The 14,422-nt window shown below is 73.4% G+C and carries 11 protein-coding genes; 8 read left to right on the top strand and 3 right to left on the bottom strand.

The genetic code is table 11. The annotated features are described in order from the left end of the window. The 6 genes from ACFYMM_RS31905 to ACFYMM_RS31880 form a co-directional block, all read left to right on the top strand. Positions 1-324, top strand: a 324-nt coding sequence (locus ACFYMM_RS31905) for an alpha-glucosidase C-terminal domain-containing protein (protein ID WP_388392825.1), incomplete at its 5' end; no start/stop codon positions are given. A 31-nt stretch (positions 325-355) separates the two neighbouring features. Beyond that, positions 356-1,723 carry a maltokinase gene (locus ACFYMM_RS31900; protein ID WP_388392822.1) on the top strand — a complete coding sequence of 456 codons (1,368 nt, stop codon included), beginning with the start codon at positions 356-358 and terminating at the stop codon, positions 1,721-1,723. A gap of 4 nt (positions 1,724-1,727) precedes the next feature. Further along, positions 1,728-3,929: a 1,4-alpha-glucan branching enzyme gene (gene glgB, locus ACFYMM_RS31895; RefSeq protein ID WP_388392819.1), complete on the top strand. Its 2,202-nt coding sequence runs from the start codon at positions 1,728-1,730 to the stop codon at positions 3,927-3,929. Positions 3,930-4,020: 91 nt separating this feature from the next. Next, positions 4,021-5,109: a glutamate--cysteine ligase gene (locus ACFYMM_RS31890; protein WP_388392816.1), complete on the top strand. Its 1,089-nt coding sequence runs from the start codon at positions 4,021-4,023 to the stop codon at positions 5,107-5,109. 105 nt (positions 5,110-5,214) lie between these two features. Beyond that, the gene (locus tag ACFYMM_RS31885) at positions 5,215-7,119 is read left to right on the top strand and encodes an AMP-dependent synthetase/ligase (RefSeq protein ID WP_388392813.1); all 1,905 of its coding nucleotides are present in this window, start codon (positions 5,215-5,217) and stop codon (positions 7,117-7,119) included. A 124-nt stretch (positions 7,120-7,243) separates the two neighbouring features. Beyond that, the gene (locus tag ACFYMM_RS31880) at positions 7,244-7,678 is read left to right on the top strand and encodes an ATP-binding protein (RefSeq protein WP_388392810.1); all 435 of its coding nucleotides are present in this window, start codon (positions 7,244-7,246) and stop codon (positions 7,676-7,678) included. A gap of 12 nt (positions 7,679-7,690) precedes the next feature. Here the strand turns inward: ACFYMM_RS31880 and ACFYMM_RS31875 are convergent, their stop codons facing one another. Continuing rightward, on the bottom strand, positions 7,691-8,503 hold the full coding sequence (locus ACFYMM_RS31875) for a methyltransferase domain-containing protein (protein WP_388392807.1): 813 nt from the start codon (positions 8,501-8,503) through the stop codon (positions 7,691-7,693). Positions 8,504-8,789: 286 nt separating this feature from the next. Between ACFYMM_RS31875 and ACFYMM_RS31870 the strand changes: the two genes are divergently transcribed. Together ACFYMM_RS31870 and ACFYMM_RS31865 are read left to right on the top strand one after the other, a co-directional pair. After that, complete coding sequence (locus ACFYMM_RS31870; protein WP_388392804.1) at positions 8,790-10,157, top strand: NAD(P)/FAD-dependent oxidoreductase; 1,368 nt, start codon at positions 8,790-8,792, stop codon at positions 10,155-10,157. Between the two features lie 67 nt (positions 10,158-10,224). Further along, on the top strand, positions 10,225-12,453 hold the full coding sequence (locus tag ACFYMM_RS31865) for an FUSC family protein (protein WP_388392801.1): 2,229 nt from the start codon (positions 10,225-10,227) through the stop codon (positions 12,451-12,453). A gap of 1 nt (position 12,454) precedes the next feature. On the opposite strand, the gene ACFYMM_RS31860 is transcribed toward ACFYMM_RS31865, so the two are convergent. Together ACFYMM_RS31860 and ACFYMM_RS31855 are read right to left on the bottom strand one after the other, a co-directional pair. After that, a complete protein-coding gene (locus ACFYMM_RS31860) occupies positions 12,455-13,291 on the bottom strand; it encodes a DUF1206 domain-containing protein (RefSeq protein ID WP_388392799.1) in 837 nt (278 codons plus the stop codon). Between the two features lie 37 nt (positions 13,292-13,328). Beyond that, positions 13,329-14,231: a SigB/SigF/SigG family RNA polymerase sigma factor gene (locus ACFYMM_RS31855; RefSeq protein WP_388392796.1), complete on the bottom strand. Its 903-nt coding sequence runs from the start codon at positions 14,229-14,231 to the stop codon at positions 13,329-13,331. Between the last annotated feature and the right edge of the window lie 191 nt (positions 14,232-14,422).

Here is a 14,422-nt window from a genome sequence, read left to right as displayed (position 1 = left end):
ATCCGCAAGCAGAACCCCGCCTTCGGGATCGGCACGTACACCGAACTGCAGTCCTCCAACCCGGCGGTGCTCGCCTTCCTCCGGGAGGCCCCCGCGAAGGACGGCGGGGACGACCTGGTGCTGTGCGTCAACAACTTCTCCCGGTTCGCCCAGCCCACCGAACTCGACCTGCGGACCTACGACGGACGGCACCCGGTGGAGCTGATCGGCGGGGTGCGCTTCCCCGCCATCGGTGAACTGCCCTACCTCCTCACCCTCCAGGGCCACGGCTTCTACTGGTTCCGGCTCACCCGAGTCGCATCCCGCATCGGCCGACGACGCTGAGCGTGCGGTGCCGAGGAAAGGACGCGTCACCATGCCGAAGACCATCACCACCCTGCGGCCGAGAACCACGGGCGGCGTCGACCGGCCCCTGGCCTCGCTGGCCGGCCTGCTGCGGGAATGGCTGCCCGGGCAGCGCTGGTTCGCGGGCAAGGACCGGCCGGTCACCGACCTGTCGGTGCTGTCCGTGACGGAACTGTTCCCGGGCTGTCTGCACCTGCTGGTGCACGCCGGTCACTCGGCGGTGCCGGCCCCCGGCGGCGCTCCCCCGGCCGGCGACTGCTACCAGCTGCTGCTCGGGGTGCGCGAGCACCTGGCGCCGCGCCTGGAGCGGGCGTTCATCGGCCGGGCCGAGGAGGGACCGCTGGCCGGTCTCGCGGTCTACGACGCCCTGCACGACCCGCGCGCCGCCCACCTCCTGCTGGAGCGGCTGCGGCAGCCGGGCGCCGCCGGCCCGCTGCGCTTCGAGGCGGACCCGGCGGTGCGGCTGCCCGGCGGACTCGCGCCGCGGCTGCTGGACGCCGAGCAGTCCAACACCTCGCTGGTGTACGGCGACGCGTACATCCTGAAGGTCTTCAGGCGCATCCAGCCCGGCACCAACCCCGATCTGGAGGTGCCGGAGGCGCTGGCCGCGCAGGGCTGCGGCCGGGTGCCCGCGCCGGTGGCCTGGTTCCGCACGACCGAGCCGCGCCCGGCGACGCTCGGCGTCCTCCAGCCGTTCCTGCCCGACGCCACCGACGGCTGGACGCTCGCCCTCGACGCGCTCGGCACGGGCGACGACTTCACCAGGGAGGCGCACGAACTGGGCCGGGCCATGGCCGAGGTGCACCTCGCGCTGGCCACCGCCTTCCCGTCCGGCGGCCACGACGAGACCGGCCCCACCGCGCGGGCGATGTCGGCGCGGCTGGAGGCCGCCGCGCACGCCGTACCGGCCCTGCGGCCGTACGTGCCCGGGCTGCGCACCGCGTTCGACGCGCTGGCCAGCTGCGACGCCGGGCCACCCGTCCAGCGCATCCACGGTGACCTGCACCTCGGGCAGGTGCTCAGGGCCGGCCGGGACTGGTTCGTCATCGACTTCGAGGGCGAGCCGTCCCGTCCGCTCGCCGAGCGGCGCGGCGCCCAGTCCCCGGTGCGGGACGTGGCCGGGATGCTGCGCTCCTTCGACTACGCGGCCCGGCAGCGCCGCCCCTGGCGCCCGGAGTGGGCCCGGCGCTGCCGGGAGGCGTTCTGCGCGGGCTACGCCGCCCGGGCCGGGTGGGATCCGCGCAAGAAGCACGCGCTGCTGCGCGCCCACGAGACCGACCGGGCGGTCTACGAAGTGCTGTACGAGGCCAGGCACCGTCCGGACTGGCTGCCGGTTCCGATGGCCGCGATCCAGCGGCTCGCCGTCTGGAGAGGCTGACCCCATGGCCCTGCGCGACACCTCACCGCCCGAATCCGCCGGGCCCCCGCCCTCGGTGGCCGGCTCCCTGGACCCGGCCGACCGGGGCCGTCTGCTCGCCGGCACGCACCACGACCCGCACGCCCTGCTGGGCGCCCACCCGGTGCGCGGCGGCACCGTCGTGCGGGCGCTGCGCCCGCACGCGCGCGCGGTGAGCGTCCTGGCCGACGGCACGCGCACCCCGCTCGCCCCGGCGGGCGACGGGCTGTTCACGGCCGTACTCCCGGGTGCGGACATGCCGTCGTACACACTGGTCGTGGAGTACGACGACGGTGAGCGGGAGGTGCACGACCCGTACCGCTTCCTGCCCGCGCTCGGCGAGCTGGACCTGCACCTGATCCGGGAGGGCCGGCACGAGCAGCTGTGGCGGGCGCTCGGCGCGCATCCCATGACCCACCAGGGCGTCACCGGCACCCGCTTCACCGTGTGGGCGCCCAACGCCCAGGGGGTGCGGGTGGCCGGGGACTTCACCTACTGGGACGGCACCCAGTACCCGATGCGCTCGCTGGGCTCGTCCGGGGTGTGGGAGCTGTTCCTGCCGGGCGTCGGCGACGGCGCCCGGTACAAGTTCGAGATCACCTCCCGCCACGGCGGCCGGTTCCTGAAGGCCGACCCGATGGCCCGGCGCACGGAGGAGCCGCCCGCGACCGCGTCGATCGTCACCTCCTCGTGCTACGAGTGGGGCGACCAGGAGTGGATGGAGCACCGCGCGGACACACCGGTGCACCAGGCGCCGTTCTCGGTGTACGAGGTCCATCTGCCGTCCTGGCGGCCCGGATCGACCTACCGGCAGCTCGCAGAGGAGCTGCCCGCGTACGTCAAGGACCTCGGCTTCACCCACGTCGAACTGATGCCGGTCGCCGGGCATCCCTTCAGCGGCTCCTGGGGCTACCAGGTCACCTCCTACTACGCGCCCACGCCCCGGCTCGGCTCCGCGGACGACTTCCGCTTCTTCGTGGACGCCTGCCACCGGGCCGGCCTCGGCGTGATCATGGACTGGGTGCCGGCCCACTTCCCCAAGGACGACTGGGCGCTGGCCCGCTTCGACGGGGACCCGCTGTACGAGCCCGGGGACGACCGGCGCGCCGAGCACCCGGACTGGGGGACGTACGAGTTCGACTTCGGGCGCACCGAGGTGCGCAACTTCCTGGTCGCCAACGCCGTCTACTGGTGCGAGGAGTTCCACATCGACGGCCTGCGCGTGGACGCCGTCGCCTCCATGCTCTACCTCGACTACTCCCGGGACTCCGGGCAGTGGGCGCCGAACGTCTTCGGCGGGCGGGAGGACCTGGACGCGGTGGCCTTCCTCCAGGAGATGAACGCCACCGTGTACCGGCGCTGCCCGGGCGTGATCACGATCGCCGAGGAGTCGACGGCCTGGGACGGGGTGACGCGGCCCACCGACAGCGGCGGGCTCGGGTTCGGGCTGAAGTGGAACATGGGCTGGATGCACGACTCGCTGGAGTACGTCCAGAAGGAGCCGGTGCACCGCAAGTACCACCACCACGAGATGACCTTCTCGATGGTGTACGCCTACAGCGAGAACTACGTCCTGCCGATCTCCCACGACGAGGTCGTCCACGGCAAGCGGGCGCTGGTGTCGAAGATGCCCGGCGACTGGTGGCAGCGGCGCGCCAACCACCGTGCCTACCTGGGGTTCATGTGGGCACACCCGGGCAAGCAGCTGCTGTTCATGGGGCAGGAGTTCGCCCAGGGCGCCGAGTGGTCCGAGGCCGAGGGACCCGAGTGGTGGCTGCTCGACGCCGGCCACCCGTGGGCCGGCGACCACCGCGGCGTACGCGACCTGGTCCGGGACCTGAACAACCGGTATGTGGCCACGCCGGCGCTGTGGCAGCGGGACACCGACCCGGGCGGGTTCCGCTGGGTGCTGTGCGACGCGGCGGACGACAACGTCTTCGCCTTCCTGCGCTACGACGCCGGGGGTTCCCCGCTGCTCGCGGTGTCGAACTTCTCCCCCGTCGTCCGTCACGACTACGGCCTCGGGGTCCCGGACACCGTGTCCGCCTGGCGCGAGGTGCTCAACACCGACGCCGAGCGGTACGGCGGCAGCGGCGTCGGTGAACCGGGCCCGGTCAAGCCCGAGGACGGCGTCCTGCGGATCACGCTGCCCCCGCTCGCCACGGTCTGGCTGACGCCCGAGGGCTGACCTCGCAGGTGTCGGCGGCCGTCCCAGGGGCAGTCGGGGTGTCTACGGACCCGCGACCGCTTCTCGTGGACGGACAGAAGGGCGGCATCACGTGCGCACCGTCGGAGTGGAGGAGGAACTCCTTCTGGTCGATCCCGAGAGCGGCGACCCGAAGGCGCTGGCGGCTGCCGTCCTCGCCCGTGCCGCCCGGGACGATCCCGGACAGGACGTGTTCGAGAAGGAGTTGTTCGGGCAGATGCTCGAGTTCGCCACGCATCCGCAGTCCGACATGGCGGACCTCGGGGACGAGATCGTGCGCTGCCGCAAGGAGGCGGCCCGGCACGCGGGCCGGATCGGCTGTGCGGTCGCGGCGCTCGCCACCTCCCCGCTGCCGGTCAGCCCCCGTCTCACGGTGAACGAGCGCTACCAGTGGCTGGCCGACCGGTACGGTGTGGGGACCCGGGACCAGCTGGCGTGCGGGTGTCATGTGCATGTAGGTGTGGAGTCCGAGGAGGAGGGCGTGGCGGTCCTGGACCGGTTGCGCCCCTGGCTGCCGGTGCTCACCGCGATCAGCTCCAACTCCCCCTTCTGGCAGGGCCGCGACACCGGTTACCACAGCTACCGCACCCGGGTGTGGGGACGCTGGCCGTCGGCCGGGCCGACCGAGCTGTTCGGGTCCCCCGGGCGATACCACCGCCGGGTGACGGACATGGTGGCCACCGGCGTCATCCTGGACGAGGCGATGGCGTACTTCGACGCGCGCCTGTCCGCGCGCTATCCGACGGTGGAGATCCGGGTGGCGGACGTGTGCCTGAGCGCCGACACGGCGGTGCTCATCGCCACGCTGACCCGCGCCCTGGTGGAGACGGCCGCGCGGGAGTGGCGGGCCGGCCGGCCGCCGCCCGACCACAGCGTGAGCCTGCTCCGGCTGGCCGTCTGGCAGGCCACCCGCAAGGGCCTGGAAGGCGACCTGCTCTCCCCGGCGACGATGCGCCCCGAGCCCGCCCCGGCCGTCGTGCGCTCCCTGCTGGAGCACACGGGGGACGCGCTCACCGAGAGCGGTGACGCGGAGCGCGCCGAGGAGGCCGTGGCCGAGCTGCTGCGGGGCGGCACCGGTGCCCGGGCACAGCGGCGGCTGCTGGAACGCAGCGGCAGCCTGCGGGACGTCGTCACCGAGTGCGTGCGCCGCACCCAGGGCTGAGTTGCCCGTTCGGCGGACCCCGCGGCTCCGCCTGGGCTACATTCGAGCACCGCCGACCACCGTACCGGCCGGAAAAGTCACCCTCTGTACACCCTGGAGCCGCGTATGCGCGATGTCGCTTTCGCTCCGGCGGCCGCCCTGTCCCTGACCGGCGGCCTCGCCGACAGCGTCTTCGACACGGCGGCCCTCACCCCCGTCCTGCCGGTGCTTGCCCGCCGCCCGGACGCCGCCGCCGGCGCGTGGGAGGAGGTGACGGCGCTGGAGCTGCGGGACGAAGTGGTCGGCCTCGCCAAGGGGTTGATCGCCTCCGGGATCTCGCCGGGTCACCGGGTGGCCGTGATGTCCCGCACCCGCTACGAGTGGACGGTGTTCGCCCACGCGCTGTGGGCGGTGGGGGCGGAGGTCGTACCGATCCATCCCGCGTCGGCGCGGGAGCAGGTCGAGTGGATCCTGCGGGACGCCGACTGCGAGGCGGTGGTGGTGGAGGACGAGCAGGGTGCCATGACCGTCGGCACCGTGTGCGCGGGGCTGCCACGGCTGCGGCACGTCTGGCAGCTGGACACGGGGGCGCCGGCCGAACTGGTGGAGCGGGGCAGGTTCATCCCGCTGACCACCGTGGAGTCGCTGCGCCGGATCGTGCTGCCGGACGCGACGGCGGCCATCGTGTACACCTCCGGCACCTCCGGGCGCCCGCTGGGCTGCGCCCTCAGCCATCGGAGCCTGGCCTACCCCGGCGACACCCTGCTGGCGGGCTGGGGACACACCGCGGCGCCGCCGGGCGAACAGCCGTCCGTGCTGGCCTTCCTGCCGTTCTCGCACGTCTACGGGCTCATGATCCAGGTGCTGTGCGTGCGCGGAGGCGTCCTGCTGGGCCATGAGCCGGAGATGACCGGGGCCGCGCTGTCGTCGGCGCTGCGCACGTTCCGGCCGACGTACCTGTACGGGGTGCCGTCGGTGTTCGAGAAGCTCTACAAGACGTTCCTGCGCACGGCCCAGCAGGCGGGCCGGGGTGCCCTGTTCGAGCGGGCGGCGCAGACGGCGCGGGACTTCGCCGCCGCCGAGGAGCGACGGCGGCTGGGCACCGGACCCGGCCCGGGGTTCGACCTGCGGCTGCAACACGCCCTGTACGAGCGGACCGTGTACCGCAGACTGCGGGACACGCTCGGCGGCCGGGTGGTGCGGGGAACCTCGGGCGGCTCCTCGCTGAGCCGGGAGCTGACCCTGTTCTACGAGGGCATCGGCATCCAGGTGAACGACGGCTACGGGCTGACCGAGACGGCCGGCGGGATCACCATGCAGCCGCTGGGCCGGGAGAAGGCGGGCACGGTCGGCCGGGCGCTGCCGGGCACCGAGATCCAGGTGGCCGACGACGGGGAGATCCTGGTGCACGGGCCGTCGGTGCTCCAGGGCTATGTCAACGACGAGTCCGGCACCCGGGCCGCGCTGCGCGGCGGCTGGCTGGCCACCGGGGACCTCGGACGGCTGGACTCGGAGGGCTATCTGACGATCACCGGCCGCAAGAAGGACGTCATCATCACCAGCGGCGGCAAGAGCGTGGCCCCGGCCCCGCTGGAGCAGCGGCTGCGCATGCATCCCCTGGTCCATCAGGCGGTGGTCGTCGGGGACGACCGGCCGTGTGTGGGGGCCCTGATCACCCTGGACCCGGAGTTCCTCGCACACTGGCGGGCGGTGCTGGCGCCGCAGAGCGACGCCGCGGGCCGGGAGGCGCGGGCGGAGAACGCGCTGCGGGAGGAGATCGCGCGGGCCGTCGCCTCGGCCAACAGCGCGGTCTCCCGCGCGGAGTCGATCCGGGTCTACCGTGTCCTGCAGGAACCGTTCGCCCCGGACAACGGACTGCTGACGCCGTCGATGAAACCGCGCCGGGACGCCATAGCACGGCACTACGCCGCCGAGATCGACGCCATGTACGAGGCGCGGTCCCGCGCGGCACGCCGACCGGCCCCTCAGGAGCCGGCCGACTGGGACGAGCCGGACGACGTCTTCCGATGAGGAGGTACGCGCGTACGCTGCTCGCCTACGGGAACTCGCAGCGGTGGGAAAGCTGAGCACCTACGACAGCCCCGGTCGGCCGGGGCGATACGGCCCCTTCTTTCGCGGGGCCGGGGAAGACGAGATGGCGACGGAGCCGCGCTGGGACAACACACCGCCTTCGGAGGAGAGCCACGAGCGGACGTTCTCCTTCCCCGGTGAGCTGCGCAATGTGACGGGCGCGCGGCTCGCCGCCGAGGAGTTCCTCGGCGCCCTCTCCCGGGACGCGCCACCCGCCGCCCCCGAGTCCTGGGACGACATCCTGCTGGTCGTCACCGAACTGGCCGCCAACGCGATCCAGTACGCGCCCGGGCCCTTCGGTCTGAGCATGCGCCGTACCTTCGACGGCGTCCATGTGACGATGCACGACACCAGTACCACCGAGCCCCGGCCCCGGCCGTTCCACCCGAAGACGGGCGGCGGGGGTATCGGCTGGCACCTCGTGCACACCCTGTGCGACCAGGTCAGCGTGGTCGTCACCGACGACGGCAAGGACATCCACGTGTTCCTGCCCTGGTGAGCGGCGCCCCGGTCAGCCGGGGCGGTGGGCGACCACGCCGAACATGGTCACGGACATGTGCAGCGCGCCGCGTTCGGCGGCCTCGGCCAGCGCGGTGTACGCCGCGTCCCGCCGCTCCTCGGTGAGCAGTCCGCCGCGCACCGCCGACTCGCCCAGCATCCGGATGAGCGGCCAGGCCACCGACCGGTGGTCCTGGATCAGGGCCTGCGACCCCCGGTCGTCCACCTCGAACCCGGCCGCGCACAGCTGGCCCACCAGCCGGCGCCCCGAGTAGGGGTTCGCGGTACCGGCGAGGGCGCCCGCCGTCAGGGCCCGCACCACCTCGGGGTCACAGGGGTGCAGGATCGTGGTGGCCCAGTCGGTGTCTATCAGCGCCACCCGGCCGCCCGGACGCAGGACCCGGGCCATCTCGGCGACCGCCCGCTCGGGCTCCGCCAGGTGCTGGAGCACCCGCTCGCACCAGACGACGTCCACCGAGGCGTCGGCGGCGGGCAGCGCGAACGCGTCGCCGTCGGTGAAGCGGGCCGGGCCGCCGGCGGCCCGCTCCTCGGCGATGGCGCGCAGCCCGGGGTTGGGTTCCACGCCCACCACCGAGCCCTGCGGACCGGCCGCGTCGGCCAGCGCCCGGGTCTGCGAGCCGGTGCCGCAGCCCACGTCGAGCACCGTCTCGCCGGGCCGCACGGCGAGCGCGCGCCCGGCCCAGGCGCGCAGCCGCCGTACGCCGGGGCTGGCGTCCTGGCTGTCGAGGGCGCCCGCCAGGGCGGCCACCCTCCCGGGATCGATATGACGCTTCTGGAAGGCCGATCCGGGCTGTGTCTGGGCCATGGCGGGCACCTTACGGCTCACCGGACGCCCCGGGGGGGCCGTTTCACGGCTCTCCTGCTGCCCCGGACCCGTACCGGCACAGCAGTACGGCGTGTATCTGTGCGAGAGCCGGTTACTCCTGTCCCATCAGGGGCATGCTGGTGCCCACGCGTTCGTCTGACTGCCGCGTCCAGCTGGCGGAACGGCTCGGTGCACGGTGGGATCGATGTGGTGTGAAGCGGAGATCCGGGGCAGGCGAACGGCGTCCAGTCGGACCGCCTGGAGCCGCAGAGAGGGATGAAACACCGTGACACGACCCAGGATCCTGGTGGTTGGCGCAGGCTTCGCCGGAGTGGAGTGCGTCCGCCGCCTGGAGCGGAAGCTCGCCCCCGCCGAGGCCGACGTCACCCTGGTGACGCCGTTCGCCTACCAGCTCTATCTGCCCCTGCTTCCCCAGGTCGCCTCGGGTGTGCTGACGCCCCAGTCGATCGCGATCTCCCTGCGCCGCAGCAAGAAGTACCGCACCCGGATCATTCCGGGCGGAGCGATCGGCGTGGACCTCAAGGCCAAGGTCTGCGTCGTCCGCACCCTCACCGACAAGATCGTCAACGAGCCGTACGACTACATCGTCCTGGCCCCGGGCAGTGTGACCCGGACCTTCGACATCCCCGGTCTGACCGAGCACGCCTTCGGCATGAAGACCCTCGCCGAGGCCGCCTACATCCGCGACCACGTCATCACCCAGCTCGACCTGGCCGACGCCAGCGACGACCCGGCGGAGCGGGCCTCGCGGCTGCAGTTCGTGGTGGTGGGCGGCGGGTACGCCGGCACCGAGACGGCGGCCTGTCTGCAACGGCTGACGCACGCGGCCGTACAGCGCTACCCGCGCCTTGACCCGGGCCTGATCAAGTGGCATCTGATCGACATCGCGCCGAAGCTGATGCCCGAGCTGGGCGACAAGCTCGGCCGCAGCGCCCAGGAGATCCTGGGCAGGCGCGGCATCGAGGTCTCGCTCGGGGTGTCGATCGACAAGGCGGGCCCGGAGGAGGTCACCTTCACCGACGGCCGGGTGGTGCCCACCCGCACCCTGATCTGGACGGCGGGCGTGGTCGCCAGCCCGCTGATCGCCACGCTCGGCGCGGAGACGGTGCGCGGGCGGCTCGCGGTGACCGACGAGATGACCCTGCCGGGCAACGACGGCGTCTTCGCGCTCGGCGACGCGGCCGCGGTCCCGGACAAGGCCAAGCAACAGCCGGACGCGGTCTGCCCGCCCACCGCGCAGCACGCCATGCGGCAGGGCAGGAAGGTCGCCGACAACGTCATCGCGACGCTGCGGAACCAGCCGCTGCACCCCTACGTGCACAAGGACCTGGGCCTCGTCGTCGATCTCGGCGGCAAGGACGCGGTGTCCAAGCCGCTGGGCATCGAGCTGCGCGGGGTGCCCGCCCAGGCGGTGGCCCGCGGCTACCACTGGTCGGCGCTGCGCACCAACGTCGCCAAGACCCGGGTGATGACCAACTGGCTGCTCAACGCGGTCGCGGGCGACGATTTCGTGCGCACCGGATTCCAGGCGCGCAAACCGGCCCGGCTGAAGGACTTCGAGTTCACGGACGCCTATCTGACGCCTGAGCAGGTACGGGCGCGGGTGGAGGGAGGCGTGACCGAGCTGCCGTAACGCCGTCACGGGCGTCGTGCCATGCTGAGGTGGAGATCATGAGCTGACACGGGAGAGAGCACGGCGCGTGAGGACAGCGGGGCGGTCGGTACGGGCACAACTGTGGGACCGCCTCGCGGCGTCCGATCCCGGGCTGCTCCGGCTCACCGCGGGCCTGCGTACGGTGACCGCGATCGCTCTCGCCCTGGCGCTGCTGGCGGTGGCCCGGGCCCCGGTGACCCATCTGGTGGCCGGGGCCATGGCGGCGATGGTGGCGACCTTCGCCATCCGCGAGAAGCAGCGCTCCCGGCAGGCCGTGACGCTCGCGCTGGGCCTGCCCGTGGCGCTGGCCTCGGTGTCGCTGGGCGCGCTGCTGAACCAGCGGGTGGTGGCGGGCGACCTGTTCTTCGTGGCGCTGATCTTCGGCGCGGTCTACGGCCGGCGGTTCGGCGACCGGGGCACGGCGCTGGGCCTGGTCGGCTTCCAGGTGTACTTCCTGTCGCTGTTCGTGCACGCGACGGTGGGCGCGCTGCCCGGTCTGTACGGCGTGATCGCGGTGGCGTTCGCCTGCAGCGCCGCCGCGCGTTTCGTCCTGCTGCCGCAGACGCCCGCGGGCACCCTCGACCGGTTGCGGCGGGCTTTTCGCGCCCGGCTCGCCCAGCTGGTCGGCACGCAGATCGAGCTGCTGGACGCCGGGCCGCAGGAGGTGGAGAAGGTCCTGGCGGAGCTGCGCACCGGGACCGCCCGGCTGCACGAGGCGGCGCTGATGATCCAGGGCCGGCTGGAGGACGGCACCTCCGACCCGGCGGTGGCGCGGCTGCTGCAGCGCCGGACCGCCGACGCGGAGATCGCCGCCGAGCGGCTGGGTCTGCTGCTGCTGACCGCGCGCAGCGCCGAGCGGACGGACACCCTCACCCTGCACCTGCCGGGCGCGGTCCTGCCCTCCGGCGGCGCGCTGCCGGTGCCGGACGAGGCCGGCGCCGTACTGCGACGGGATCTGGAGGCGCTGCGACAGCTGGTGCTGCGGCCGGTCGGCGAGGCGTCCGGGACCGGTCTCGCGCAGCTGCGCAACCGGCTGCTCGGCTACCGCGAGGAGGAGAACCTGCCGGCCGCCTCCCCGGCCGTACAGGACGTGTTCCGGGGGCTGGGCGAGGCCGCGCGGGCCGCGCTGGGGCTGCGGACCGCCCTCGACGGTCCCCCGGACGAGTCCGACGACACCCCGGCGACGGCCCGCTCCCGTGAGGAGCTGGACGCGGAGGACGCCGCCATCGGGACCGTCGAGGAGACCGAGCCGCAGGAAGCCGAGGCGACGGGGCTGCGGCGGCCCACCACCCGGGCCGCCGTCCAGGTGGCCGTCGGGTCGTCGCTGGCCATGGTGGGCGGTGAGCTGCTGTCCACGCAGCGCTGGTACTGGGCGGTGCTGACCTGCTGGATCGTGTTCCTCAACACCTCGTCCACCGGGGAGATCCTGGTCAAGGGCTACCGCCGGCTGATCGGCACGGTCCTCGGGGTGGTGGCCGGCATCGGGCTCGCCGGGCTGGTCGGACACCACACCTGGACGGCGTTCGGCCTGGTGCTGCTGTTCATCTTCGCCATGTTCTACACGGCGCCGCTGTCCTACACGCTGATGTCCTTCTTCGTCACGGCGATGCTGGGACTGCTGTACACGCTGCTGAACACCTACAGCCTCGCGGTGCTGGTGCTGCGGGTGGAGGAGACGGCGCTGGGCGCGGCCTGCGGGGTGATCGCCGCGGCGGTGGTGCTGCCGGTGCACACCGACCGCCGTACCAACGACCTGCTCGTCGCCGTGCTCGACCGGCTCGCCGAGGTCACCCAGGGCGCGATGGACCAGTTGAGCGGCGGGCCGCCCACCGACCTGGTGGAACAGGCACGCGACCTGGACCAGGCGCTGGCCGATCTGCGGGCCGCCACCCAGCCGCTGACCCATCCGATCACCCCGCTGCGGGCCCGCCGGGACACCGCCCGCTATGTGGTGGCGCTCCTGGAGACCTGCGCGTACCACGCCCGCTCCCTCGCCGCCACGGCGGAACTCCTGCCCACGCACCCGGCGATCGCGGCGGACCCCCGGCTGCGCGGAGCGGGCCGCCGCATCGTCCACAACATCGCGGCGATCGCCGCGCACCTGGCGGACGGCCGGGCCCCCTCCGGCATCGAGACGGGCCCGAGCATCGCCTCGATGCTGCAGCCCGGCACCCTGCGCACCCCCCGCTACGGCCGGGTGACCGACCGGGTCCTGCGCCATCTGCAACGCCTGGACGAGGCGGTCGCGGGCCTGGCCCGCCCGCTGGGGATGTAGGTCAGACCCTCCGCCAGCGGGCCAGCGCGAAGGCGAACAGGCCGAAGAGCACCAGTCCCACCGCGACGATCGCCAGCAGTGACGGGCCCACCGGGGTCGCGGCGAAGGCGCGCAGGGTGTCGTCGAGGCCCTTGGCGCGGTCGGGGCTGAAGTCGACGGCCGCGCGGATCGCGAACGCCCCGGCGGCGGCGAAGACCAGTGCCCGGGCGAGCCCGCCGCCGACACCCGCCACGTCGACGAGCCGACGCGTCCGGGCGGACATCTCGCCGAGCTTCAACTCGGCGTGGAACTTGCGCCGTACCGCCCGGGCGCCGATCCACACACCCGCGACGACGATCCCGGCGCCCGCCGCGCCCACGGCCCACTGTCCGGCGGGCAGCCGCATGACCTGCGCGGTGATGTCCCGGGACTGGGTGTCGCTGGAGCGGCCGCCGCCGCCCGTGCCGGCGGCGAAGGACAGCACGGACCAGGAGACGACCGCGTAGAACACGCAGCGCGCGAGGGCCTGGAGGCGCTTGCGCGGCTTGCGGCCGTCCTTGCCCACCGCGCCGAACAGCGCCTCGGACAGCCGCCACACCGCCATGCCGACCAGACCGATGCCGAGCGCCCACAGCAGCACCGCGCCGAAGGGCTGGTCGGCGATCTCGGCCAGGGCGCCGCTGCGGTCGGCCTGGCGCTGCCGGTCACCGAAGGCGACCCGCAGCGCCAGCACGCCGATGAGCAGGTAGATCACGCCCCAGGCGGTCAGGCCCGCCCGGGCGGCCGCCCGGGTCACCGCGCCGGTGGCTTCGGACCGGGGCACGAACGGCCCCTGCCGGGTCAGGGCACCCGCGTTCACGGCGTCACTCCTCGGTCGTTCAATGCGGCTCGGTGTCTCACGGCCGGGAACCGCCGGTCCGCTGGCCCAGTACCTCGTCGCGCACCCGGGCACAGCTGCGGCTGATGAGCCGGGAGACGTGCATCTGGGAGATGCCCAGCTGGTCGGCGATACGGCTTTGCGTCATGTCCTCGAAGAAACGCATGTAGAGGATGGCCCGCTCCCGCTCGGGCAGCCGGCGCAGGCCTTCCTTGGCCGCCTCGCGGTCGACGACGACGTCGAACGAGGAGTCCGCCGCCCCGAGCGTGTCGGCGAGGCTGTAGCCGTCCTCGCCGGCGGACAGTTCGGCGTCGAGCGAGAGGGTGCTGAAGCTCTCCAGCGCCTCCATGCCCGCGCCGACCTCCTCCTCGGTGAGCCCGGTGTGCTCGGCGATGGCGGCTACGGTGGGCTCGGGGCTCCCGGGGCTCTGGGTGAGTTCACGGCGCGCCACCCGGACGCGGTTGCGCAGTTCCTGCACCCGGCGGGGCACCCGCAGCGCCCACATCCGGTCCCTGAAGTGCCGCTTGACCTCGCCGGTGATGGTCGGCACGGCGTAGCTCTCGAAGGCGCCGCGCTCCGGGTCGAACCGGTCGATCGCCTTGACCAGGCCGAGCGCGGCGACCTGCCGCAGGTCCTCGACGGACTCGCCGCGGTCACGGAAGCGGCCGGCGATCCGGTGCGCCATGGGCAGCCACGCGGTGGCGAGTTCGTCGCGCACCGCGTCCCGCTCGGGCCCCTCCTCCAGCTCCGCCAGCCGGGCGAAGAGGGCGGCGGTGTCGGGGGCGTCGTCATGGGTCCGCCGGGCGGAGGCGGAGGTGGCGGCGGAAGAGGAGGGGCCGGGCGGGGTGGGTGAGGCAGCCGTAGCAGGTGCGGTGGTGTGGTCGGACGCGCCGGGACGGCTTGTCGACAGGTCGGTCAGCATGCGGAATCGCTCCTGAACGGTTACAGGGCGGCGCCGGAACAGATGTCCCGGGCTCGGCCCGAACAGTGGTCTCAGGGATCGCCGCGGGAGTTCGCCAGGGCCGTCCGGAGGCAGGCCCCGAACGGCCATGTCGCTCCCGCTGGGCGCGCGCCTCCGGTCCGAAGCACGAGAGTCCGTCTGCCCTGCCGAAT

Origin of the sequence: Streptomyces sp. NPDC006739, assembly GCF_042869815.1 — a bacterium.
GTDB lineage: Bacteria > Actinomycetota > Actinomycetes > Streptomycetales > Streptomycetaceae > Streptomyces.
The sequence above is the reverse complement of the archived record's forward strand: the minus strand, read 5'-3'. Positions and strand labels throughout refer to the sequence as shown.

What these genes read in the sequence shown, in the direction of transcription:
- glgB (WP_388392819.1), top strand. Translation starts at nt 1,728, where the DNA reads ATGGCCCTGCGCGACACCTCACCGCCCGAATCCGCCGGGCCCCCGCCC.
- ACFYMM_RS31875 (WP_388392807.1), bottom strand. Translation starts at nt 8,503, where the DNA reads ATGGCCCAGACACAGCCCGGATCGGCCTTCCAGAAGCGTCATATCGAT.
- ACFYMM_RS31855 (WP_388392796.1), bottom strand. Translation starts at nt 14,231, where the DNA reads ATGCTGACCGACCTGTCGACAAGCCGTCCCGGCGCGTCCGACCACACC.
- ACFYMM_RS31885 (WP_388392813.1), top strand. Translation starts at nt 5,215, where the DNA reads ATGCGCGATGTCGCTTTCGCTCCGGCGGCCGCCCTGTCCCTGACCGGC.
- ACFYMM_RS31880 (WP_388392810.1), top strand. Translation starts at nt 7,244, where the DNA reads ATGGCGACGGAGCCGCGCTGGGACAACACACCGCCTTCGGAGGAGAGC.
- ACFYMM_RS31900 (WP_388392822.1), top strand. Translation starts at nt 356, where the DNA reads ATGCCGAAGACCATCACCACCCTGCGGCCGAGAACCACGGGCGGCGTC.